Below are 23570 nucleotides of genomic sequence, written 5' to 3' on the forward strand. Positions count from 1 at the left end.
ATCACCCATTGTCAAACGCACAACCTTGTAGTAAATTGTAGGGAAGCCTTACGAACAAAAGTTTCTGTATGGCAACTGACGCTCCTTGTTGGTTGCCTTTCTCTATACAAGGTTGTCTATATACATCATCGGTGCGAATGAATTGGGGAGGAAACAGAACATGTACTTACACGGGACAAGTCGAGTGAATGAACAAGGAAACCTGGAAATCGGAGGCTGTGATACGACACAGCTAGCTGCTACTTACGGAACACCTTTATATGTGTATGACGAACAGCAAATTCGCACCAAATGCCGAGAATTTGTCAATGCGTTTCACAATACGGGTTTTTCGTTCCAGGTTGCTTATGCGAGCAAAGCATTTTGCACGTTGGCGATGTGCAAGCTTGTTGAAGAGGAGGGCTTGTCACTCGATGTAGTATCTGGCGGCGAATTGTATACGGCTCTGCAAGCTGGATTCCCCGTAGAGCGCATCCATTTTCATGGCAACAACAAATCTCATGATGAGTTAATCATGGCGCTTGATGCCAAAATTGGCTGTTTTGTTGTGGACAACTTTTATGAGTTGCACATGTTGGCACAATTGGCCGAAGAGCGAAACGAAAAAGTCGCCGTACTTTTGCGTGTCACGCCGGGTGTAGAAGCTCATACACATGAATACATTTCTACTGGGCAGATCGACTCCAAGTTTGGCTTTGATGTGCAAAACGGCCAGGCTCTTGAGGCGATTCAATTCTCTCATGAAAGCAATCATCTCCATTTATTGGGAGTTCATAGCCATATTGGCTCACAAATATTTGAAACAGAAGGCTTCCTCGTGGCTGTCAAACGATTGACAGAGCTGTTGGGCGAAGCAAAAGAAAAGCTAGGATTCCTCCCGGAAGTTTTGAATGTAGGAGGAGGCTTTGGTATTCGGTATGTAGAAAGCGATACACCGCAGCCAGCGGAAACGTATATCAAAGCCATAACAGATATCGTTCGCCAAGAGCTAACAGCGCTTGCGATTCCTCTACCTGAGATTTGGATCGAGCCAGGTCGGAGTATTGTAGGGGATGCAGGGACAACCTTGTACCGAATTGGATCGCATAAGAACATTCCAAATGTCCGAAAGTATATTGCGGTCGATGGTGGGATGACAGACAATCTGCGACCAGCTTTATACGATGCAGAATACGAAGCAGCGATTGCGAACAAAATGAATGCACCTGCCTCAGAAGTTGTATCCATTGCAGGAAAGTGCTGTGAGTCAGGTGATATGCTCATCTGGGATGTGAAGCTGCCAGAAGCGCAAGCGGGCGATATTCTCGCAGTCCCAAGTACAGGTGCATACGGTTATTCCATGGCGAACAACTACAATCGGATTGCTCGTCCGGCAGTTGTATTTGTAAAGGACGGAGAAGCAGAAGTAGTCGTACGGCGCGAAACGTACGCAGAAGTAGTCGGTCACGATGTTTTGCCAAAACGTGCGCAGCTTATGCGTTAAACTTCATAAAAAATGCACAAACCTTCCCGATCGTTTGGGAAGGTTTTGTATTTCCTTCATCTCCCATTCATGATTGCTTAATGTTTTCTCGGCATAATGAAAGGGTGAGGGGGAGCGATTCATCATGTTGTCGACTCTTATGAAGCGGTTTCGACGAATACCCTATATTTCATTGGACAAACGTCAATGGATGAAGGCGATGATTCGGCAAGAAGTGGAGAGAGAGAAGAAAGTCGTCATGTTTTATATAGATATCGTCAAGCTGACAGAGGTAGAGCATCGTTATGGTGATACGAGCGCCAAGAGAGTTCTTCATATATTCGAAAGCATTTTGCCAGCTGTCGCTCGTCAAGCATTTGAAATCAAAGGGAGAATCATCGCGATTCAAAAGCTGTGGGGCGATGATTTTGCCATCTACACTTCCTTTTCGAAAATGATGAGTGAAGAAGACTGCCAAATGCTATCCATTCATTTTCAGGAGCTGGCTGAAGGACAGTTAAATCGACAAGTGAGCTTCGTTAATCGCGAGGAGCTTCGTGTCCATATCGGCTTTTCGGAAATCATCGGGGAAGATATCGTGAAAGAGATGTATACCTCTGTCAAACATGCTGTACATATGGCCAAGTATGGGATTACCTCCGAAAAATATGCACACATTAGACAATTTCACAAGCTGCTTGCAGAGGAAAACGTTCAGATGCACTTCATGCCGATCATTCATTTGCCAAATGGCGAAGCATTGGGGTGGGAGGCACTGGCACGCGGACCGGTCAACAGTCTTTTTGCAACTCCCGCAGCCTTGTTCAATTATGCCCAAGAGACGGATACGGTGTTTCGTTTGGAGCATATATGTCGCAAGCGGGCATTGGAGCATATACGCTACCTGAAGCCTCATGAAAAACTATTCATTAATTTGGACCCACGGGCGATTGACGATCCGTTTCTGTTGCGTGGCAAAGTGCAGATGCTTTTGGCAGAGTATGAGTTGACGCCACAAAACATTGTTTTTGAAATTACAGAGCGTCATGCGATCACGAATTACGCTGTCTTTCGAAAAATCATTGAGGAGTATCGCAAGCAAGGATATATGATCGCCGTAGATGATGCAGGAGCAGGGTATTCCAGCTTGGAATCGATTACAGAAATCTACCCGGACTTTATTAAGCTCGACATGTCCTTGATTCGTAACATCGATGTCGATCCGATAAAGCAGGCGTTGTTGGAGACGTTTGTATCCTTTGCTGACAAAGTGAACTGCAAAATCATAGCAGAAGGAATCGAGACAGAGCGTGAGCTGGAAACGCTCATGGACGTCGGTGTCATCTACGGACAGGGTTACTATTTAGGCAAGCCGGACAAAGGAATGGCGCAGCTATGTGGAAAGGCGATGAACTTTCTGCGTTTTACGATGGAAAAGCGGATTGAGCAAGAAGCAGTGCCAATACTGCCCACTCCCGCTATGACGGAAATCTTGGCGAAGACGATCAGTGTTGAAAAGCACGTGAAAGTAAGACGCATCCATGAGTTTTTCGAGCAAAATCAGCGAATTGAAAGCGTGGTTGTGCTGGAGAACGGCATACCGGTAGGACTTGTCATGAGGTTTTCTCTGTATCAGATTCTCGGTGGTCAATACGGAATCGCACTGTACTATGAAAGACCCGTTTCTCAAATCATGAATACCAACCCGCTCAAAGCTACCAAAGACGACAAGCTGGATGAGGTAGCGAAGCGGGCGATGGCCAGAGATGCTTATCATTTGTATGATGTGGTCATTATTATTGATGAGAAAGGGGAGTACATCGGTATCGTTACTGTGCAGAAGCTGTTGGATAAAATGGCTTCCATTAAACTCGAGATGGCGAGCTCAGCCAATCCACTGACAGGATTGCCGGGAAATGTGCAGATTGAAAGAGAATTGAACCAACGGCTAAAACGGTATGATCATCAGGTGGTCATCTACTGTGATCTCGACCGTTTCAAATGGTTTAATGACCGCTATGGGTTTGAAGTGGGTGATCAGATCATTGTTCGAACCGCGAATTTGTTGCGGGAAGCCTCGAAATGGTACGGAAGCGGGACTGACTTCATCGGTCATATTGGCGGAGATGATTTTATTCTGATTACGACGGCGCAGTGTGCGAATGATGTAGTTTTGTTTATCATGGATGCTTTTACGCTATACTTTTCGGACATTTATGAAAAGCGCAGAATGGGGGACGGTCAGGAGCTCTCGATGTCGATGGCAGGTGTCGTCCTTTACGCAGGGAAGTACACTAGTGCGGAACAAGTTGCAGAGAAGGCTGCTTACGTGAAAATGGTGGCAAAAGCGAAGGCGGGGACTGTTTTTATTACCGACTGTGAGTTGCCTGGCGAAGAGCAGATCCGCATCGAGGGATAAATTGGACGTCAATCGATCTCCATGGTAGAATGGGTACGTTAACTTTACAAGGTATGGAGGTCAACATATGAAAAAGGCGCTCATCACCATGGAAAATGGTAACCAAATCGAGCTGGAGCTGTTCGATCAAGAAGCTCCGGGCACAGTTGCAAACTTTGAGAAATTGGCTAACGAAGGCTTCTACAACGGTCTGTCCTTCCACCGCGTTATCCCTGGCTTCGTAGCACAAGGCGGATGCCCTTACGGAACAGGAACAGGCGGTCCTGGTTACACCATCAAATGTGAAACAAAAGGAAACCCACATAAGCATCTGCGCGGTTACCTGTCCATGGCACACGCAGGAAAAGACACAGGCGGAAGCCAATTCTTCATCTGCTACGATTCTTTCCCTCACCTCGATGGCGTACATACCGTATTTGGTCGCGTCACTTCCGGTTTGGAACACGTTGATGCAATCAAACAAGGCGATAAAATGGGTACAGTAAAAGTAGGATAATAGAAGTTGAATGAACACCGATGAGGGAATCCTTGTCGGTGTTTTTTCGTCAGGCTACATGCTGGGTCAAGCTGGATTGGGGTTGTAAGCCTATCTATCTGCTGGTATGCTAGAAGATAGACGATTTTTATCAGGGGTTGTTCAAAAAGATGACTTTTTGAACGCGCATGATTGGAGGAAGCAATGGATCTTTTTCACTTTGATTGGAAAACGGTACCGTTTCGCTTAATTGCGTTCGTTATCGCTTTCACTTTGCATGAATGGGCGCATGCCTTTGTCGCTTGGAAGCTGGGTGACAATACGGCGAAATCGGAGGGCCGCTTAACTTTAAATCCAATCCCGCATATTGATCCGTTCGGCTTGATTCTCATTTTGTTTGGTCCATTTGGTTGGGCGAGACCAGTGCCGATTAATCCTCTGCATTTCCGTGGGAACAAGCGATTAGGGATTGTTTACGTTTCATTTGCAGGTCCACTCATTAACCTGATACTCGCGGTATTGTTTTACATGGTGTATTTCGTAGTAATTAAATCCGGAGTACTAGTAGGAATGCATGAAAAAGTGGCTTACGCAATTGATATGACACTACGATTTTCTGTTTTGATCAATACAGCTCTTTTTATTTTCAACCTGTTGCCGATTCCGCCATTGGACGGTTACAAAATACTGCGATTTTTGTCTCCGCGAAGTTGGGATGGAAAGTTTTACAATTATGAAGTCTACGGGCCGTGGATTCTCCTATTACTCATCTTTATTCCGGGGGTCAGCACAATCATTTTTGGTATTCCCCATGGGATTGCCCTGGAATTGGTCCAACGAATTGGAAGTAGTATCTTAAGCGTGTTCATCTAACGGAAACGAGGGACGACTTTTGGCTTACAGCATCAAACTTGATTCCTTTGAGGGACCACTCGATCTGTTGCTCCATCTGATCGACAAGGCTGAGGTGGACATCTACGACATACCGATAGCGGAAATTACGGAGCAATACCTCGCGACGATTGACAAGATGCAAGAGCTCCAACTGGATGTGGCCAGTGAGTTCGTAGTGATGGCGGCTACGCTCCTCTCTATTAAAAGCAAGATGCTGTTACCCAAAAAGGAGGAGCATGTCTTTCAGCAGTTCCTCGATATGGATGTAGACGAGATAGACCCGCGTGAAGAACTGGTTGCGCGTCTGTTGGAGTACAAGCGCTATAAGATGCTTGCCGAGAACCTGCGAGAAATGGAAATCGGTCGTAATCAAGTCTTTACACGTCCCGCAGAGAATTTGTCTCCTTATGTGCGTGAAGAGGATCATACGGTATCAAATGTGACCCTCTACGATTTGATCAACGCGCTGGAAAAGCTGGTAAAGAAAACGAAAGAAAAAGAACCGATGACCAAGGTATCGCGCGACGAAATCTCCATCAAGGATCGAATGACAGAGATACGCCAAGCGGTACGCAGCGGTGGGATGGTTCGCTTTTCTGAGTTGTTTACGCAAGGGGCGACGCGTACAGAGATTGTGACGACCTTTCTCGCCTTGCTTGAGCTTATGAAGGCTAAGCACATTACGTGTGTACAAAATCAATTGTTTCAAGACATCATCATATGTGAAAACGCAACGGAAGGAGCCCACACTGATGGACTATGACAAGCTGAAAGGCGTAATCGAGGGCTTGCTGTTCATCTCGGGTGATGAAGGAATCGATGCCAAAGAAATCAGTGAAATCACTGAGGTGTCGGAAGAAGAGGTCATCGACTTGATCGAAGACATGAAAGCTGACTTCCGCCGGGCAGGACGCGGTATTCAAATCGTGGAAGTGGCAAAAGCGTATCAGCTGACCACTCTGCCCGAGCATGTGCCCTATTTTGAACGGTTAGCAACATCACCAGGTCAGTCAACGCTATCCCAAGCAGCGTTGGAGACACTCGCCATTGTTGCGTACAAGCAGCCCCTGACCCGTTCGGAGATTGAAGAGATCCGTGGCGTTAAATGCGAAAAAGCACTGAACACCCTCTTATCCAAGCAACTCATTCGTGAAGCGGGGAGAGCAGAGGGGATCGGACGCCCCATTTTGTACGCGACCACCAAAGAGTTTTTGGAGCATTTTGGTTTACGGGAACTGGGGGATTTGCCAGAACCGCCTGTCAATCTTGATATTGAAGAAGCGCGTCTTGAAGCATCAGCGCTATTCGGAAAAGCAGAAGAAGCGACAAACGACTAGTTACAGCCCGGACAGTTTTTCGTACTATCATACGACTCGTCCCCATATACTATGGTACAAACCTGTGTATCGTGGTATAACGACGGCTTTTCTCTTGCCTTATAGGCAAGGATGAGTCCAAGTTTTCAAATGGGGAGGACGTTTATGAACATCCGAAAATATCTGTCCGGCGTACTCGTCGTTTTTCTTATTATACAGATGACTTTTACGCCGGCACTGGTGGTAAAGGCTGCTGCAGCTCCACCTGGCTTGTCTGCTGAAGGTGCAGCACTAATCGATGTCGAGAGTGGACGGATTCTTTATTCCAAAAATGGTACGAAAAAAATGAGGATTGCGAGTCTGACCAAAACGATGACAGCAATCGTAGCAATCGAGATGGGCAAATTGGATGCACAGGTAACGGTACCGCCACAAGCAGTAGGTGTAGAAGGCTCATCCATCTACTTGAAAAATGGAGAGAAGCTCACGCTGGAAGAACTGCTGTACGGTTTGATGCTGCGATCTGGCAATGACGCAGCCGTCACCATCGCTACCCACATCGGAGGATCAGTGCCCGGATTCACTTACTTAATGAATGAAAAGGCTGCAATGATTGGAATGGAGCATACGAATTTCACCAATCCGCATGGTTTAGATGACAGTGACCAGCATTACTCCACTCCGGAAGATATGGCAAAGCTGTCCGCCTATGCCTTGCATAATCCGGTGTTTCGTCAAATCGTCTCAACGAAAGTCAAGGATATTTCGTGGGAAGGCGAACAATGGGACCGGCGCTTACTGAACAAAAACAAGATGCTTCACCTTTACAACGGTGCTGATGGTGTGAAAACGGGATACACCAAACTCGCGAAGCGCTGCCTGGCTTCCTCTGCCACAAGGAACGGAAGACAGCTGGCGACAATTACTCTGAATGCTTCTGATGACTGGAACGACTCCGCCAAGCTGATGGACTGGGGCTTCGCAAATTATCCGCTACAAGAGTTGGTCAAGAAAGGGCAGGAGGTAAAGCCTGAAACGCCAGTCACATTTGAAGCAGGAACTCATCTTGTCACAACAAACACATTTCAATATCCACTGCAAACGGCAGAAACAGAGGCGATTCACAAGCGTGTCGTTATGGGAGAATCAACGGTGACATCGAAAATGGATGGTCAACTGGCTGGATTTCTTCAGCTCTATTTAAAGGAAAAGATGATTGGGCAGGTTCCGTTGCTGGTTCGTGTGGATGCGCCGACTTCTGCAGCCCCGCAAGCTTCACGCTCAATGTGGCAGCAGTTTTGGGGAATAGTGTCAGGGGGGCTGTGGAGTGCTTAATGTCATCTGGCTCGGGCTCATTGTCATTAGCATTGTCGTTGCGGCCGTGACGGGGCGGATGGAAGCGATCAACGCAGCAGCGTTTGAGGGAGCCAAGACGGGAGTAACGGTTTGTCTCGGACTTCTCAGTGTTCTCGCCTTTTGGATGGGAATGATGCGGATTGCTGAAAAGTCAGGACTCCTTGAACTATTGGCGCGGGCATTGTCACCGATCATTCAAGTCCTTTTTCCCGATGTTCCAAAAGGGCATCCTGCTATGGGGTATATCCTCTCAAATATGAGTGCAAACCTGCTCGGGCTAGGTAATGCAGCAACGCCGATGGGGCTGAAAGCGATGGAAGAACTCCAAAAGCTGAATCCAGACAAGCAAAACGCTTCGGCTGCCATGTGTACACTGCTGGCGATCAATACGGCGAGCATAACGATTATTCCTACAACCATGATCGCAATCCGCATGCAGTATGGCTCCGTGAATCCCGTTGAAATCGTAGGGACTACGCTGTTATCTTCCTTTGCCGCCACGATTGTCGCGCTGTTGATTGATCGCATGTACCGTTATCGACATATACGAAGACACAGATAGGGGGAGTCCTTATGTACCAATGGGTATCCCTGCTCTCTCTTTGGGCCATTCCCGTTACGATTGCCTTTGTCTTGTTGTATGGGTGGCGGAGACAAGTCCCCGTCTACGAGACGTTTGTAGATGGAGCAAAAGGCGGCTTAACCACTACCATTCGCATACTCCCGCACCTGATTGCCATGATGGTCGCGGTGAGTATGTTTCGGGAATCAGGAGCGTTGGATCTACTGCTTCGCGCGCTCAAGCCGCTGCTAGACCTGCTGCATTTTCCGGAAGAACTGGTCCCGTTGGCGTTGCTTCGTCCGTTGACGGGAACAGGCTCGCTTGCGATTGCAACAGATCTGATCGCGCAGTACGGTCCCGATTCTTTTTTGGGCAGATTGGCCGCTACTATGCAAGGGAGTACAGATACGACTCTGTATGTCCTAACCGTTTATTTTGGCGCAGTTGGTATTCGCAATTCTGCTTATGCACTAAAAGTAGGCTTGTGGTCAGATCTGGCAGGTGTCATATTTTCGCTGCTCATTGTCTCCTACATTTTCGCTTAAAAGAGCTCAAATAGAGTAGGCTTTGAAAACTTCCTCATGGATATGGGGAAGTTTTTCCCTTTTTCTTGTCCACACTAGTAAGAATGGGTATGATGTTGTAGAGGTGAACCAACGATGGAACGTTTACAGAAAGTATTGGCGCATGCTGGAGTCGCCTCTCGTCGCCATTGTGAAGAATTGATTGCGCAAGGCAAGGTGCAGGTAAATGGCCAAATCGTACGAGAGCAGGGAATAAAAGTCGATCCGCTCAAGGACAAAATTGTGGTGAATGGACAGCCGGTTAAGCTGGAGCAACATGTCTATCTCTTGTTGTACAAGCCTACTGGTGTCATTACCAGCGTCACAGACCCGCGCGGCAGACGGGTAGTGATCGATCTGTTGAAGGGAATTAAAGAACGGGTATATCCAGTAGGTCGCTTGGATTATGATACTTCCGGCTTGCTGCTCTTGACGAACGACGGGGAGCTCGCCAACAGGCTGGCACATCCAAGCTATGAAATCGATAAAGTGTATCGGGCATGGGTAAAGGGAATCCCCAGTCAGGAAAAAGTGCGCAAGCTAGCAACCGGCATTCGTTTGGAAGACGGCATGACTTCTCCCGGTCAGTCTAAATTGCTAAAGACAGAGTCTAGCAGTCAAAGAGCGTTGGTAGAACTGACCATACATGAAGGACGAAATCGCCAAGTACGCAGAATGTGTGAGGCGATCGGTCATCCGGTGTTGACATTGGAGCGAATCCGTTTAGGATTTCTTACATTAGATGGACTGAAGCCTGGCGAATTTCGCAAGCTCACTCATGAGGAAGTGGAGAGCTTGAAGCGGGGCTTGGTTCAAAAGAAAAGGAGCCCGCGCGCGAAACATTGATTCGTTCAAAATCTGTTCATAAGTTGTGCGCTGTCGGAAAAACGAGGAACGCTATAATAGAATGGGAAAAGGATGCAATTTATTAGCAGTAGATGGGAGTAAGGCCTCATGAACAAAAGCAATCGTACATATGTCAGGATCGCGGTATTGGGTGTTTTGCTTGTGGCGCTGGTCTTTGCACTCTATTCCAGCTTTGTGAAGGACCCCGGTGCTGTGAAAGTAGGTAGCGATGCTCCGAATTTTAGTTTGGAACAATTGAATGGACCAGAGCTGGCTCTGGAAAGTTTGAAAGGGAAAGGCGTTATCCTCAATTTCTGGGGCACATGGTGTGAACCCTGTAAGGAAGAAATGCCGGCATTGCAAAAGCAATATACGAAGTTTAAAGATAAGGGATTGGTTGTAATTGGCGTCAATATCGGAGAATCGCCAGTTGCCGTAGAACCATTCGTAAAGCAGTTCGAGATTGACTTCCCTATTTTGCTTGATCGCCAATCGGAAATTACAAAGCTGTATCGAATTGGTCCGATTCCGACGACCTTTTTCATCGACCCAGATGGAGAAGTGCAGGAAGTATTTATCGGGCAATTGGATGAAGCCATGATTGAGTCAAAAGTAACAAAAATCTTGCCGTAAGTGAGGAGCAATGATGGATCAGCGAAAATGCGAATGCGGTCATACCAACCCGGTTGGGACGCTGCTCTGTGAGTCTTGCGGGAAGCCTTTGAACGTGGAAGTCCACGAGCAGACATCGTTTCCTGACATGCGTTATGAAGGAATGGCAAGACGTTCTCAAACGAATAACACGAGGGTAATCGACCGAGTCTGGAACTTTTTTTCTTCGGTCAAAATTGCAATCGGTATCATTATTGTCATTTTGGTGGCGTCCGCAGTCGGAACCATCTTTCCGCAGCAAATGTACATACCAGTACCCGTACCGACAGAAGCAGATGTTGCCCGCTTTTATACGGAAACATATGGTACGCTTGGAACGATTTTTTACGGCCTTGGATTTCACAATATGTACTCGTCCTGGTGGTTTGTGACGCTTCTGGTTATGCTCGGTACATCTTTGGTTATCTGTAGTCTGGACCGCGTAGTACCGCTGTATAAAGCGTTAAAGAAGCCGAGATTGAACCAGCACAAGTCCTTCTTGAAAGGGCAAAAGCTGTTTGCAGAGGGTGAGCTTGCTCCAGACGCCAATCAGGAAGCAATACTGGACGCCTCCGCTCTGGCATTGAAAGAAAAAGGATACCGCATTTTCCGCACGGAGCGAGCGATTATGGCTGAAAAAGGCCGTTTTAGCCGTTGGGGTCCTTACATTAATCACATTGGATTGATTTTGTTTTTGGTTGGTACCTTAATGCGAAGCCTGCCTGGCTTTTACTTGGACGAGTACGTCTGGGTGCGTGAGGGACAAACAATGGCGATTCCGAATACCCCTTACTACATAAAAAACGAGAACTACACGACAGAGTATTGGTCGGAAGAAGAAATGCCGGAGCAACTGGAGCTTAAGGGCGGAGCCATCGTGAAGAGCTACCAGACAGATGCCATTTTGTATGAAAATAAAAGCGCTGACGTTCCAGGAAAAAAGCCGGATTTGGTAGAAGTACAGAAGGGGCCGATCGTCGTGAATCATCCGATGGAGCAGGACAGCCTCTACATTTATCAGAGCGGCGTGCAAGAGATGCAGCTTGGAGCGCTCAATTTTACAGTGGTCGATTTGAAAAACAATAAAAAAGAAATCGGCCTTATCAAAATTGATCTGTACAATCCACAGCCCGAGCAAACCATTGCGGATGGGTTCACGGTACGGATTTTGGATTACTTCCCCGATTTTATAATGGGAAAAGACGGGAAGCCTGCGACGAAAACCAATTTGCCTAAAAATCCGATGGTCGCATTGGAACTCATTGGAGACAATGGCAAGTACAACGAAAAATTGGTATATCTTGAAGGAACCATTCTTACACAGAAAAATGATCCTCGTTACGGCCTCGACATCAAAATGCCTGATTTAATCGATATTGCAGGGCTGAATGTACGGGTGGACAAAGCATTGCCACTGATTTATTTCGGTTCATTCATTTTCCTTGCGGGCGTTGCAATCGGTGTGTTCTGGCAGCATCGCCGGGTTTGGGTACAGACCCAAGAGGGAAGTATCTTGGTAGCGGCCCATACGAATAAAAACTGGTTCGGTCTTCGCAGGGAAGTAGACGGGCTGGTTAAACAAGCGGAGCTCCCAGTCACGATAGAAGATAAAACGAAGGCCAAGGCCTAAAGCTTCAAAGGGGGTACTAACAACGTGCAGCTCATTCAACTGAGTGACTGGTTATTGGATATCGCGTTTCTGCTCTACGTGATCTCGTCTATCGTCTTCGCTGTAGCCGTGACGGGTAAAAACTGGGCAGGGCGTGATCCCAAACAACATGAAAATCGCTATGGACGGATTGCGTATTGGTTAGCCGTTGTCGGTTTTGTGGCGCAAACAGGGTATGTGGTTGCTCGCTGGATTGCCGGCGGCCATAGCCCGACGAGTAACATGTTTGAGTTTATGGCATTCTTGGATTACTGTATTATCCTGGCCTACTTAATTATTTACCGGATTTACAAGCTGACCTCCATTGGGGCGTTCGTTCTTCCGCTTGGGGTAATCATGCTCGCGTACTCATACGTATTCCCGAAGGAAATCACCCCACTGATTCCGTCTTTGCAGAGCTACTGGCTGCACATTCACGTGACAACTGCAGCCCTGGGTGAAGGGATTTTAGCGGTTGGTTTTGCAGCGGGTCTCATGTATTTGATCCGTACCGTTCCGCAGCATATTTCCACGAAAAGTACGAAATGGTTGGAGATTGTGCTGGCTGTGGTCCTGATGCTCGTTGGATTCATTTTAATGGATTCTACCTTTGCTCGTATGGATCAAAAGACGGTATTCGAGATGAAGAAAGAAGAAATGAATGCAGCGGGACAAAAGGTAAAACCGAAAGTGGAGTACATCCTGCCTGCAATTGTTGCACCTGCTGATTCAACCATCATCAAGGAAGGGCCAATGTCACCACTCTTTGAGGCACCTACCTGGATGGAAGGAAAAGACGCTGCACGGAAATTGAATACGATGCTGTGGTCGATCCTTACAGGGGTAATTCTGTATGGCGGATTGCGTTTGATTTTCCGAAAACGATTAGGGGCTGCTATCAAGCCTTCGGTTGAAAGCGTCGATCCTGAGCTTCTGGATGAGATCAGTTATCGAGCAATCAGTATCGGATATCCAGTGTTTACTCTCGGAGCCCTTATCTTTGCGATGATTTGGGCAGAAGAGGCGTGGGGACGATTCTGGGGGTGGGACCCGAAGGAAGTATGGGCATTAGTTGTCTGGCTTTTCTACAGTGTATACTTGCACTTGCGTCTATCCAGAGGCTGGATCGGTGCAAAATCAGCATGGATGTCCGTCATCGGGTTTGTCATTATTTTGATTACACTGGTCGTGGTCAATTTGGTCATTGCTGGTTTGCACTCTTACGCTGGGGTGTAGAATTTCCTCAAAAAGCTGGTTATACCACCAGCTTTTTGGACTATCTTCTAACGGTTTTACGATATTATGAGAGCAAGAGGTGTTCCAGATGGAAAAAATGGCACGTATACTCGTGGTGGATGATGAAGAACGCATTCGCAGACTACTGAAAATGTACTTGGAAAGAGAAAACTTCCTGATTGATGAAGCAGATAACGGAGAGCAAGCAGTCGAAATGGCTGTGGGAAGTGACTATGATATCATTTTGCTCGACTTGATGCTGCCAGGAATGGACGGGATCGAGGTATGCCAGCGTGTTCGTGAATTCAAGGCAACCCCTATTATTATGCTGACGGCAAAAGGGGAAGAAACGAACCGCGTTCACGGGTTTGAGGCAGGGGTAGACGATTATGTTGTGAAACCGTTCAGCCCGCGTGAGGTCATGTACCGGGTAAAAGCGATTCTTCGCCGTTCTTCCGCGACAGCTTATTTGAAGACAGAGACATTCAACAGTCATTCCGTCCTTGTTTTCCCGGAACTGACCATTGACCACGATGCACACAAGGTCATCGCCAGTGGCCAAGAGGTGAGCCTGACTCCAAAAGAGTATGAGCTTTTGCACTACTTGGCATTGTCGCCGGATAAAGTCTTTACGCGTGAAGAGCTGCTGAAAGATGTGTGGCACTACGAGTTCTTTGGCGATTTGCGTACGGTGGATACGCATATCAAGCGTCTCCGCGAAAAATTGAACCGTGTTTCTCCACAAGCAGCCAATATGATCGCCACGGTTTGGGGCGTCGGATACAAGCTAGAGGTGCCTAAGTAAAGTGGACGTTATTTTTCGCAGTGTAGTCGGAAAGCTATGGATGACCATTATTGCCTTATTTGCTCTTGTTTTGACGATCTTCAGTTTGTTGCTCGTTCAATCCTTTGACAGCTTTTATAGCAATCGGCAGTCCAAGAATTTGCACGATTTGGCAGATGGGATCGCAGTCGGTTTGGCGCAGAGTCCAGATATGACTGCCGCTATGGAGATGGCTTCCAGGTTTGGTTTGGTCCATCATACGGGCATGGTCATTCTCGATGAAAAAGGCAAGCAAGTCGGTATGAGCGAGGGGGCTGGACTCCCTCGTATTCCGGTTGAGCAATTGCTCCAAAATCCTGCATTGCGTTTGTCTGATGCGCTGGCGGGCAAGCATCCTGCACCCAAAACGATCTATATTGATGTGAATAATTCGGCCGATCATACAAATAACAAGCATGAACTTCTCGCGGTCGCTGTTCCTTTAGAAATGGCAGCAGGGAAAACGGGTGCAGTGGTCATGTATCAGGCGATTGAAGATTTTGATGATACGGTTAGGGAAGTCAGATTTTTAATCTTTGTGGTTGGCGTCATCGGATTTGTTTCTACCACTGTATTCGCCTTTTTCCTTTCATCGCGTATTGCGACTCCATTACGTCAGATGAAAGAAACGGCGCATCGCATTGCGGAAGGGGACTTTCATGCTGAAATCCCGATCAGGACCCAAGACGAGACTGGTGAACTGGCGGCTTCGTTTAACACGATGGCAAGCAAGCTCAATCAGTTAGTCGATGCACTGTCCAAAGAGAAGGAGCAGCTGGCGAGCGTTCTTAGAAGCATGGTAGATGGTGTTGTGATGATAGATGCGAACGGGAAGCTGGCTGTAACGAATCCGCCAGCGGAACGATTTTTGCGAGATTGGGATTTCGAGCATTCGGATGAGCCTGTGCCGCTGTTCCCGTTCTATCAGCAGGTTTTGCAAACCGGACAGGAAGTGACAGAAGATATCCCTGTTCAAGGACGCATATGGTCGGTTGTCATGGTACCTTTGAATGATCGGGATCAAATCCGAGGTGCTGTCGCAGTTCTTCGAGACATCACGCAGGAGCGTAAGCTGGATAAGATGCGCAATGATTTCGTGGCGAACGTATCCCATGAGCTGCGAACACCTCTATCCATGTTGCAAGGGTACAGTGAAGCGATTGTGGATGATATTGTGGCAACACCGGAAGAGCATAAAGAATTGGCCCAGATCATCTATGACGAGTCAGCGCGTATGACCAAGCTGGTGAATGAATTGCTCAGTTTGGCACGGATGGAAGCGGGGCATGTTGAGTTGTTCCAGGAGACGATGGAACTGCGTCCGTATTTGGAGCGCATTCAACGTAAATTCACCAATTTGGCGAGAGAACGCGAAATCCATCTCTTCCTTGAAATATCGACGACGCATACCCATGTATTCATTGATCCTGATCGCATGGAGCAAGTGCTAACGAACTTGATCGATAATGCGCTGCGACATACACCAAGTGGAGGAAGCGTCACCATTCGGGCTCGCGGGGATAAAACATTGCTGGTTGAGATAAGCGATACAGGCAGTGGCATTCCACAAGAAGATTTGCCGTTTGTTTTTGAACGGTTTTATAAAGCTGACAAGGCTCGCACACGTGGACGACTAGGCGGAACTGGCCTTGGACTAGCCATCGCGAAAAACCTTGTCGAGGCACACGGGGGCACTATCAGTGTGCAAAGTAAACTGGGTGAGGGAACGACATTTACAATCGCCTTGATGCTGCATAAAAACAAATAGGAGTGTAGAGAGAAAATGATCAAAACGATCTTATTTGATGTTGATGGGGTTATGTTGAGTGAAGAGCGTTACTTTGATGCTTCTGCATTGACCGTATGGGAATTTTTGTACAGCCCGCAGTATGTAGGGCTTCCAGGCGAGGAATTCACACCTTCTCCGGAAGAAGCACAAATCAGACGAGTGCGCGAGCAAGTTTTCGCTCATGATGAAGTGCTGAACTTTATCAAGTCACGTGGAATCAACTCCAACTGGGACATGGTTTTCCTCGCGTTTTCCTATCAGTTGATTCGTTTGATTGAAGCGGTTAAAACGCAAGTTCCAGAAGCAACAAGCCTTCTTGTCGAACAAATTGATCGACCGCAATTGGCAAAAGTGAAAGAGTGGGCTGCCACTTATGCTCCTGATTTCCAAGTAGACTACGCAGCGTTCACCGCTGATTTTGCCAAAGGTTCTGCACAAAAAGCAGAAATGCTGCTCTACTTGAATCAAATTGCAAAAGAGCGTTGCGGTATTGCAACAGAAATGTTCTCACGCAATAGTGATCTATGGCAGTTGATTCAAAAGACGTTTCAAGAATGGTATCTCGGTGATGAGCGTGTGGCAGCATCGATTGGGCGTGAAACCATGCAGCCAGGTAAGAAAGGATTCTTGTCAGACGAGATTCCCATTGTACCACCTGTTGAAATGGTCGAGTTGTTCCGTACGTTGAAAGAAAAAGGCTACACACTGGGGATTGGAACAGGGCGCCCTACCATCGAAACTCATGTTCCTCTCAGTGAAATGAACATACTGGAATGGTTCGACCCGAACCGCGTCGTAACTGCCTCTCACGTACTCGATGCGGAAGAAGCGTTTCCTAGCTTTGCGCCGATGTCCAAGCCACACCCTTATTCCTATGTCAAAGGGTTGCTTGGACTCGATACACCGATTAGCGATGCTGTCCATTTTGCATTGCCAATCGAAAATGGGGATGAGGTGCTGATCGTCGGCGATTCACTCGCAGATTTCCTAGCGGCTCGCTCAATCGGTTGCAAGTTTGCAGCGACGTTGACTGGACTGTCTGGTCAAGACGCTCGCAGCAAGTTTGAAGAGGAAAAAGCAGATTTTATTCTCGACGATGTCCGCGATATCCTTTCCATTCTGTAGATAAAAAAACTCCGCCGTATGTAGAAACGGCGGAGTTTCTTTTATTCCCAACTAATCGATTGCAGACATTTGAAGCGAAAGGCGTGGATCAAAAAGGATTCGATCATGTTGAGACGTACGATTACTTCGAAAGATCCATCCTCTCGTGAAAAAAACAGGACATCCGTGTAGTCTTTGTTCCCCTCAAAATAACGCCGTACCTCTTTGACACGACCTCGCATGGACTCGGATTTAACGACAATGTGGTAGGTAGCATCTTGTTGTGAAATTTGTTCCTTGATCTCAATTTCTTCTTCATTAAAGGTGTAATGGAACATTAGGGATTCCTCCTCACCAAATAAAATAGCGCAAGTAAACATAGACATGGGCAATCAAGATAGACAGGATCATTAACGGGAAGGCGACCTTCATAAAGCTGAAAAAGCCGATATGATGTCCTTCCTTTGCAGCCAAGCCAGCAACAATCACATTGGCACTAGCTCCAATCAAAGTACCGTTCCCACCTAAACACGCTCCGAGTGCAAGACTCCACCAAAGCGGCTCCAAATTGGTGATCCCGAGGGCTCCCATTTCCTTGATCATTGGAATCATGGTGGCAACGAACGGGATATTGTCAACAAAGGCAGAGGCGATGGCGCTCAACCAGAGAATTAACAGGGAGGTCTTGAGTGAATCTCCACCGGTGAGATTCATTGCTTCCGTTGCGAGCTTTTTGATCACGCCTGTTTCCACTAAACCAGAGACGAGAACAAACAGACCGATGAAGAAGAAAATCGTATTCCACTCGACTTTGCTGATCGCGTCTTCTAAATAATGCTCTCCGGTAAGGAGGAGCAAAAGAAATGCTCCAGTTAAAGCGATCGTTGCCGACTCCAAATGAAGGGCACCATGAAGCATGAAACCAATAATGGTCAAACCCATCACCGTCAAAGACTTTTTCAATAAACGGCTGTCGGTAATCTCATCACGCTCATTTAACTGCATGATTTTTGCACTCAACTCAGGTGATGTTACTAACTGCTTGCGGTAAATCAGGACCAAACAAACAACAGTTACAGCCATAATCACGATGATAACGGGGCTCAAATTCACGAGAAACTTCATAAAATCAAGCTCCGGTACTGAACTGCCAATCATGATATTCGGTGGGTCACCGATCAACGTAGCTGTTCCTCCGGCATTGGAGGCGATGATTTCACTGATTAAAAAAGGAATCGGATTAAGCTCGAGCTGGCGGGCGATGCTAAACGTCACAGGTACGATGAGAAGTACAGTAGTAACGTTGTCCAAAAAGGCGGAGGCAATGGCCGTGATCAAGCTCAGGTAGACGAGGATGCGAATCGGTTTGCCTTTTGCGACCTTTGCCGCACGGATAGCCACATACTTGAATACGCCGGTCTGCGCCGTAATGGCAACCAAGATCATCATCCCAATAAGTAAGCCAAGCGTGTTAAAGTCGATATGGTGAATCGCTTGTTCCTGTGTAATGATCCCGAACAAGACCATGAGAATTCCGCCAGACATGGCGACGATGGTTCGATGTAACTTTTCGCTAATAATAAATGCATAGGTAACTAAAAAGATACCAATAGCGAATAATGCCTGATTCGTCATAAGAAGCTCCTTCCTTGGTGTGCAGAATTATCTTGTCCCATTATAGCTCTAACCAAAATCAGGGTAAAGAAAAAGACCCGGCGTATGGCCAGGTCTATTCTCAGGTGAAAGGGATAACCTTACAGCTCGATTTGTGTAACGCTTTTCACTTCCGCCAGCTCGCCCATCGTATCGAGAAGCTCTGGCGTCAATGGTTTGTCGACAGAGAGCATCATGATCGCGTCTCCACCGATATCACGGCGTCCTACCTGCATCGTTGCGATGTTCACGCTGTTTTCACCCAAGATGGAGCCGACACGTCCGATCACACCTGGACGGTCATTGTGGTGAATGTAGAGCAGGTAGCCCTCAGGCGCTACGTCAATCGCAAAGTCGTCAATTTTCACAATACGCGCACCGTAACCATTAAGTCGCGTTCCAGCCACTGTTCGTGTCTCTTGCGTCGTTTTCAAGCTAACGGTCAGTAAGTTCGTAAAGCCTTTGTTTTGCGCTGCCTTTTGCTCCGTTACGGTGATGTCGCGCACTTTTGCGAGAATCGGGGCGTTGACATAGTTGACTTCTTCGCCTAGACGGAAGGACAGTACTCCTTTGAGGACTGTGCGAGTCAGCGGGGATGTGTCTACATCTGTCAATTCACCGCTATATTTAATCGAAATCTCCGAAATGGAACCTACTGTCACTTGGGCAAGGAAATGGCCCAGCTTTTCACCCAACGTGAAGTACGGTTGGACTTTTTCCATCACATGTGCAGGGATCGAAGGCAAATTCACGGCGTTTTTGAATGGCTCGTCACGAAGAACCTTCAGGATTTCTTCCGATACGTCTACAGCCACGTTTTCCTGTGCTTCAATGGTCGAAGCTCCCAGATGTGGAGTCGTTACCACTTGTGGCAGACCTACAAGAGGGTTGTCTACAGGTGGTTCTTCTTCGAAAACGTCCAGAGCTGCCCCAGCAACTTTTCCTGCAGTAATCGCCTCGTAGAGAGCCTTCTCGTCAATGATTCCTCCGCGAGCGCAGTTGATCAAGCGAACGCCATCTTTCATTTTCGCGAATTCACGCGTGCTGATGATGTGGCGGGTTTCTTTCGTCAGCGGAGTATGGACGGTAATGAAATCTGCTTTGCGGCAAATTTCATCCACAGTTGCGTTGGTTACACCCATCTTTTCCGCACGTTCCTCGGTCATGAAAGGATCGAAGCCCATAACGGTCATGCCAAATGCTTTCGCACGCTTCGCAACCTCAGAACCGATACGCCCCATACCGATGACTCCCAATACTTTGTTATTCAACTCAACCCCTTGGAAGCTTTTGCGATCCCATGTACCGTCTACCAGCTTCTTGTGAGCTTGAGGGATGTTACGAGCGACAGCCATCAGCATGGCAAACGAATGCTCTGCAGTAGAGATGGTGTTGCCGTCTGGAGCGTTGATAACTGGAATACCTGCTTGGGTGGCAGCGTTGATATCAATATTATCGACACCGACACCCGCGCGACCGACTGCCTTCAGCTTTTTGCCGGCAGCGAGGACTTCTGCTGTTACTTGGGTTTGGCTGCGTACGAGGAGTGCATCGTAGTCGCCAATCACACTGATCAGTTCGGCAGGGGAGAGGTTTGTTTGACGAACAACTTCTACATCAGAAGCGTCCAAGAGCTGTTGAATTCCAAATTCGCTAAGTGGATCGGTAATGAGTACTTTATACATGTGCAATGAGCACCTCCTGAGCAGCTTTTACACCAGCACCCAGCTCAACTGGAGCACCGATTTGGTGAAGCGACAATTCGATGGCAGAGATAACTTGCAGAACATCCAATGGCTCGCAATAACCCATGTGCCCGATACGGAAGATCTTGCCTTTCAGGTGCTGCTGACCGCCAGCAATCGTAATGTTGAATTGCTGCGTTAACATTTTGCGGAGAGCTTCTGCATGAAAGACACCAGCAGGATCACAAGAAGTAACGGTCGTCGATGCGTACTGATCTTCGGCCATCAGTTTTATGTTTAATGCCCTCATCGCTGCACGAGTCATGTCTCTCATCAGTTCATGGCGCTTTACGATAGCTGGCAAGCCTTCTTCCTCCAACATATCCAATACCTCGGCGAGACCGAAAATGAGGGATACAGCAGGCGTATACGGAGTTGTTTGCTCTGCCAAGCTCTTACGGTATGCTTTTAAGTCCAAATAGAAGGCGAGCGATTTGTTTTGCTCAATCACTTGCCATGCACGTTCACTCGCAGCGAGGAAAGCAAGACCTGTTGGCAGCATGAAAGCTTTTTGCGAGCCGGTTACCACGATATCGACACCCCACGCGTCCATTTCGCATGGAACTGCACCGAGGTTGCTTACTGCATCCACAATGAAGAGGGCGTCCGAATGTGTGCGAATGGTTTTCGCCAAGTCAGCAATCGGATTTTCAACCCCAGTGGATGTTTCACAGTAGGTTGCGAAAACGGCTTTTACCTGTGGCTTTTTTTGCAAGAATGTTTCAACCAAATCAGGTGTAACAGCTTTGCCCCAAGGAACTTCCACGCGATGGGCGATGATACCGTAACGCTCGCAAATTTTTGCAAAGCGCTCACCAAATGCACCACTGACGAGGACGGCAGCTTCATCGCCTGGTTGAAGCGTATTTACGACGCCCATCTCCAGTGCGCTCGTTCCGCTACCTGCCAAGATGTATACATCCTGCTTGGTGCCAAAGTAAGGCTTCAGTCTTTCAGCAGTACGGGCAAAAAGGGCAGAAAATTTGCCGCTGCGGTGTCCAATCATCGGTTGGCTCATCGCCGTTTGGACACGTGGTGGGATAGGGGTAGGGCCAGGGATTCTCAAGATCATTTTGTCTGCGAACATGGTTCTCTCCTCCTAAATATGTGCATATCAAAAAAACCTCCCGTTCTCACACTGCTCCTATTACAGAACAGTGAGGGACGAGAGGCTTTGCTTCGCGGTGCCACCCTCATTCGCTCCTTTTTTCTCAAAAAAGAGCCTTGGTAGGTACATGACCTAAAAGAGATAACGGATCTACCGTTTGCGTCTACTGGGAAGGTGAACCCTCCTTTCAACGCAGCAGCTCAGAAGTGCTTAACCGTGGGAGAAACCGCCGATTCGCAGCAACCATCGGCTCTCTGGGGATTTCTCGATCACAGCGTTTCTTCGTCAACGCCGTTGTTTTATAAGGTGTTTCGTAAGATTTGTACTTACAATATCACGTCAAAATAACACCGTCAAGAATAAAAACGAGAAAAAATGAACATTATTTATTTTAAATTGGTTATCGTTCGTGAATAATACTCAGTTTTACGCTTGATACATATCAAAAACGACCAAAACACGAACATTAAGATATTGACATCACAAAAAATGGAAAAAACGCATTTTAATGTTCGGTTTTTGCTGCTACTTTTATCTTACCGAAAAATCTTAAAAGAAAGAACGGGAAATTGCCGATCAATCGTTCAGCAAAGGAAAGAAGGGCATAATGAAAAACCTCTTACATACCGAAGTACGTAAGAGGTCTCTTCCATTAGTAGATGGAATACTATTCCACTTTAATAGAGTCGGTCGGGCATCCTTCAGCAGCATCACGAACATCGTCATGCAGGATATCCGGGATTTCAACACTGTTAGAGTTGTCATCCAACTTGTTGAACGCAAGGCCCTCATCGTCGTAATCAAAGACGTCAGGAGCCGTGGCGCCACAAGCACCGCAAGCAATACAAGTATCTTTATCTACCCATGTAGTCATCGTGGTTTCACCTCCCATACCGAAGTGGTACGTCCACTATCATAGACCATTGTATGCTCTTGGTGACAAGATTTCAAGATTGAATCAGTCTAAAAATGTACGACTACTTATAAAGAGGGATTTCAGGTGCCTTCAGCACGGAGTAGAGCTGTGTATTCAAGCGTTTAAAATCTCCCGCAGATACTGCATCTGTTGCGTTCAAAATTTTCACGGCAGCGGCTAAATCCTTGATTCCCAGTGCCTGAACTTCGTTAGATGCGATGAGCAAATCAAGTCTTGCAGTCAGGTCCTCCGGATTATAGCTGCTCCATTGAGTGCTTGCTGACATAGCAACAGCTGCAAGATAGGTGCGGTAATGGAACGGATATTGCTTCCACTGTGCGGTGTTAACGGTTCCAGGCAATTGCTTCGGCATAGCTTGCTTCACCACATAAGCCGATTCCCATGACGCGATGGAGTGATAAACCATTTCCTGTGCAGTTAGCCAGTTATTTTGGAAAAGTGTCAGGCTAGCTCCAATGGAAGCAGGCGTAGCCTTATTTTGATCGGAACGAATCTGCTCCATACTATCCAAATACGCCCGTACACTGTTCGTAAAGGTGGCATGAGCTTGTCTCAGCATGGGTGACGTCGGCAAGGGAACGTTTTTCTCCAGCTCTTTCCTCGTCTGGTCAGCTATTTTACTGAGCTGCTTCAAGCCTTCGGTCCGTTCACTTTCGTTCATTTGATTCCATTTATCCATCGTATCAAAATGTGCTTGCTTCAATTCAAGCAGCGGTGCATAAACGGCATAATAAAATCGGATAAAGTCCTGTTCGTTGTACAGCTTTTGCTCACGTAGCAGTTTTTCTTTTTCGGCTTCCTTTTTCTCAGCTTCGAGTACGGCGGCTTGTTCCGACTCCAGTTGTGTCTTCATATAATGGGCCCCGAAAAAAAATCCACCAACCGTGCATGCAAGTGTTATGATGATCATGTACGCCATCATAAATTCAGTTCTTTTCAATCGTTTTGTCATACTATCCTCCAAATACAATGATGCAGTTTAC

The 23570-nt window shown here is 47.2% G+C and carries 22 protein-coding genes and 1 other annotated feature; of the genes, 16 read left to right on the forward strand and 6 right to left on the reverse strand.

The features are described 5' to 3' along the window. Positions 1–160 precede the first annotated feature (160 nt). The 16 genes from lysA (at position 161) to M3630_RS08770 (ending at position 17165) form a co-directional block, all read left to right on the forward strand. Positions 161–1483: a diaminopimelate decarboxylase gene (gene lysA, locus M3630_RS08695; RefSeq protein WP_173609557.1), complete on the forward strand. Its 1323-nt coding sequence runs from the start codon at positions 161–163 to the stop codon at positions 1481–1483. A 124-nt stretch (positions 1484–1607) separates the two neighbouring features. Further along, positions 1608–3881 (forward strand): GGDEF domain-containing protein, encoded by a 2274-nt coding sequence (locus M3630_RS08700; protein ID WP_251251838.1) that lies wholly within the window; start codon positions 1608–1610, stop codon positions 3879–3881. A 67-nt stretch (positions 3882–3948) separates the two neighbouring features. Next, the gene (locus M3630_RS08705) at positions 3949–4377 is read left to right on the forward strand and encodes a peptidylprolyl isomerase (RefSeq protein WP_173609555.1); all 429 of its coding nucleotides are present in this window, start codon (positions 3949–3951) and stop codon (positions 4375–4377) included. A gap of 183 nt (positions 4378–4560) precedes the next feature. After that, a complete protein-coding gene (locus tag M3630_RS08710; RefSeq protein WP_251251839.1) occupies positions 4561–5229 on the forward strand; it encodes a site-2 protease family protein in 669 nt (222 codons plus the stop codon). A 19-nt stretch (positions 5230–5248) separates the two neighbouring features. Then, positions 5249–6013, forward strand: a complete 765-nt coding sequence (locus M3630_RS08715; RefSeq protein ID WP_251251840.1) for a segregation/condensation protein A — start codon at positions 5249–5251, stop codon at positions 6011–6013. Next, entirely contained in the window at positions 6003–6587 is a 585-nt protein-coding gene (gene scpB, locus M3630_RS08720) for an SMC-Scp complex subunit ScpB (protein WP_016739982.1), read from the forward strand. The genes M3630_RS08715 and scpB overlap by 11 nt, the downstream gene beginning before the upstream one ends. Before the next feature lie 144 nt (positions 6588–6731). Further along, entirely contained in the window at positions 6732–7901 is a 1170-nt protein-coding gene (locus M3630_RS08725; protein WP_251251841.1) for a D-alanyl-D-alanine carboxypeptidase family protein, read from the forward strand. Further along, positions 7894–8484: a nucleoside recognition domain-containing protein gene (locus tag M3630_RS08730; protein ID WP_173609551.1), complete on the forward strand. Its 591-nt coding sequence runs from the start codon at positions 7894–7896 to the stop codon at positions 8482–8484. Before M3630_RS08725 ends, M3630_RS08730 begins: the two co-directional genes overlap by 8 nt. An 11-nt stretch (positions 8485–8495) precedes the next feature. Next, positions 8496–9029, forward strand: a complete 534-nt coding sequence (locus tag M3630_RS08735) for a spore maturation protein (protein ID WP_251251842.1) — start codon at positions 8496–8498, stop codon at positions 9027–9029. Between the two features lie 114 nt (positions 9030–9143). Continuing rightward, positions 9144–9893, forward strand: coding sequence for a pseudouridine synthase (locus M3630_RS08740; protein ID WP_251251843.1), 750 nt, complete (start codon positions 9144–9146; stop codon positions 9891–9893). Positions 9894–10001: 108 nt separating this feature from the next. Further along, entirely contained in the window at positions 10002–10526 is a 525-nt protein-coding gene (resA, locus tag M3630_RS08745) for a thiol-disulfide oxidoreductase ResA (protein ID WP_173609549.1), read from the forward strand. A gap of 13 nt (positions 10527–10539) precedes the next feature. Then, positions 10540–12174, forward strand: coding sequence for a cytochrome c biogenesis protein ResB (gene resB / locus M3630_RS08750; protein WP_251251960.1), 1635 nt, complete (start codon positions 10540–10542; stop codon positions 12172–12174). 24 nt (positions 12175–12198) lie between these two features. Next, complete coding sequence (gene ccsB / locus M3630_RS08755) at positions 12199–13428, forward strand: c-type cytochrome biogenesis protein CcsB (protein WP_251251844.1); 1230 nt, start codon at positions 12199–12201, stop codon at positions 13426–13428. A gap of 88 nt (positions 13429–13516) precedes the next feature. Further along, positions 13517–14233: a response regulator transcription factor gene (locus M3630_RS08760; RefSeq protein ID WP_012686105.1), complete on the forward strand. Its 717-nt coding sequence runs from the start codon at positions 13517–13519 to the stop codon at positions 14231–14233. A 1-nt stretch (position 14234) separates the two neighbouring features. Next, positions 14235–16019 (forward strand): ATP-binding protein, encoded by a 1785-nt coding sequence (locus tag M3630_RS08765; RefSeq protein ID WP_251251845.1) that lies wholly within the window; start codon positions 14235–14237, stop codon positions 16017–16019. Positions 16020–16034: 15 nt separating this feature from the next. Further along, entirely contained in the window at positions 16035–17165 is a 1131-nt protein-coding gene (locus M3630_RS08770) for an HAD family hydrolase (protein WP_251251846.1), read from the forward strand. 41 nt (positions 17166–17206) lie between these two features. Here the strand turns inward: M3630_RS08770 and M3630_RS08775 are convergent, their stop codons facing one another. The 6 genes from M3630_RS08775 to M3630_RS08800 all read right to left on the reverse strand — a co-directional run bounded on the left by M3630_RS08775 (position 17207) and on the right by M3630_RS08800 (position 23539). Then, positions 17207–17482 carry a hypothetical protein gene (locus tag M3630_RS08775; protein ID WP_251251847.1) on the reverse strand — a complete coding sequence of 92 codons (276 nt, stop codon included), beginning with the start codon at positions 17480–17482 and terminating at the stop codon, positions 17207–17209. 13 nt (positions 17483–17495) lie between these two features. After that, a complete protein-coding gene (locus M3630_RS08780; RefSeq protein WP_221867122.1) occupies positions 17496–18779 on the reverse strand; it encodes an ArsB/NhaD family transporter in 1284 nt (427 codons plus the stop codon). A gap of 119 nt (positions 18780–18898) precedes the next feature. Further along, the gene (serA, locus tag M3630_RS08785) at positions 18899–20482 is read right to left on the reverse strand and encodes a phosphoglycerate dehydrogenase (RefSeq protein WP_251251848.1); all 1584 of its coding nucleotides are present in this window, start codon (positions 20480–20482) and stop codon (positions 18899–18901) included. Continuing rightward, a complete protein-coding gene (locus M3630_RS08790; RefSeq protein WP_173609542.1) occupies positions 20475–21629 on the reverse strand; it encodes a pyridoxal-phosphate-dependent aminotransferase family protein in 1155 nt (384 codons plus the stop codon). Before M3630_RS08790 ends, serA begins: the two co-directional genes overlap by 8 nt. A 70-nt stretch (positions 21630–21699) precedes the next feature. Further along, positions 21700–21948, reverse strand: a binding site (T-box leader). Positions 21949–22317: 369 nt separating this feature from the next. Beyond that, positions 22318–22524 carry a ferredoxin gene (locus M3630_RS08795; RefSeq protein WP_047068940.1) on the reverse strand — a complete coding sequence of 69 codons (207 nt, stop codon included), beginning with the start codon at positions 22522–22524 and terminating at the stop codon, positions 22318–22320. 103 nt (positions 22525–22627) lie between these two features. Then, positions 22628–23539 carry a hypothetical protein gene (locus M3630_RS08800; protein WP_173609541.1) on the reverse strand — a complete coding sequence of 304 codons (912 nt, stop codon included), beginning with the start codon at positions 23537–23539 and terminating at the stop codon, positions 22628–22630. Positions 23540–23570: the final 31 nt, after the last annotated feature.

The organism is Brevibacillus sp. MER 51 (assembly GCF_023714195.1).
In the GTDB taxonomy this organism is placed as follows: Bacteria; Bacillota; Bacilli; order Brevibacillales; family Brevibacillaceae; genus Brevibacillus.

Bases quoted from the DNA above. Each gene is read 5' to 3' on its own strand.
- lysA (WP_173609557.1), top strand. From the start codon at position 161: ATGTACTTACACGGGACAAGTCGAGTGAATGAACAAGGAAACCTGGAA.
- M3630_RS08700 (WP_251251838.1), top strand. From the start codon at position 1,608: ATGTTGTCGACTCTTATGAAGCGGTTTCGACGAATACCCTATATTTCA.
- M3630_RS08705 (WP_173609555.1), top strand. From the start codon at position 3,949: ATGAAAAAGGCGCTCATCACCATGGAAAATGGTAACCAAATCGAGCTG.
- M3630_RS08710 (WP_251251839.1), top strand. From the start codon at position 4,561: ATGGATCTTTTTCACTTTGATTGGAAAACGGTACCGTTTCGCTTAATT.
- scpB (WP_016739982.1), top strand. From the start codon at position 6,003: ATGGACTATGACAAGCTGAAAGGCGTAATCGAGGGCTTGCTGTTCATC.
- M3630_RS08725 (WP_251251841.1), top strand. From the start codon at position 6,732: ATGAACATCCGAAAATATCTGTCCGGCGTACTCGTCGTTTTTCTTATT.
- M3630_RS08735 (WP_251251842.1), top strand. From the start codon at position 8,496: ATGTACCAATGGGTATCCCTGCTCTCTCTTTGGGCCATTCCCGTTACG.
- M3630_RS08740 (WP_251251843.1), top strand. From the start codon at position 9,144: ATGGAACGTTTACAGAAAGTATTGGCGCATGCTGGAGTCGCCTCTCGT.
- resA (WP_173609549.1), top strand. From the start codon at position 10,002: ATGAACAAAAGCAATCGTACATATGTCAGGATCGCGGTATTGGGTGTT.
- resB (WP_251251960.1), top strand. From the start codon at position 10,540: ATGGATCAGCGAAAATGCGAATGCGGTCATACCAACCCGGTTGGGACG.
- M3630_RS08760 (WP_012686105.1), top strand. From the start codon at position 13,517: ATGGAAAAAATGGCACGTATACTCGTGGTGGATGATGAAGAACGCATT.
- M3630_RS08770 (WP_251251846.1), top strand. From the start codon at position 16,035: ATGATCAAAACGATCTTATTTGATGTTGATGGGGTTATGTTGAGTGAA.
- M3630_RS08775 (WP_251251847.1), bottom strand. From the start codon at position 17,482: ATGTTCCATTACACCTTTAATGAAGAAGAAATTGAGATCAAGGAACAA.
- M3630_RS08780 (WP_221867122.1), bottom strand. From the start codon at position 18,779: ATGACGAATCAGGCATTATTCGCTATTGGTATCTTTTTAGTTACCTAT.
- serA (WP_251251848.1), bottom strand. From the start codon at position 20,482: ATGTATAAAGTACTCATTACCGATCCACTTAGCGAATTTGGAATTCAA.
- M3630_RS08790 (WP_173609542.1), bottom strand. From the start codon at position 21,629: ATGTTCGCAGACAAAATGATCTTGAGAATCCCTGGCCCTACCCCTATC.
- M3630_RS08795 (WP_047068940.1), bottom strand. From the start codon at position 22,524: ATGACTACATGGGTAGATAAAGATACTTGTATTGCTTGCGGTGCTTGT.
- M3630_RS08800 (WP_173609541.1), bottom strand. From the start codon at position 23,539: ATGACAAAACGATTGAAAAGAACTGAATTTATGATGGCGTACATGATC.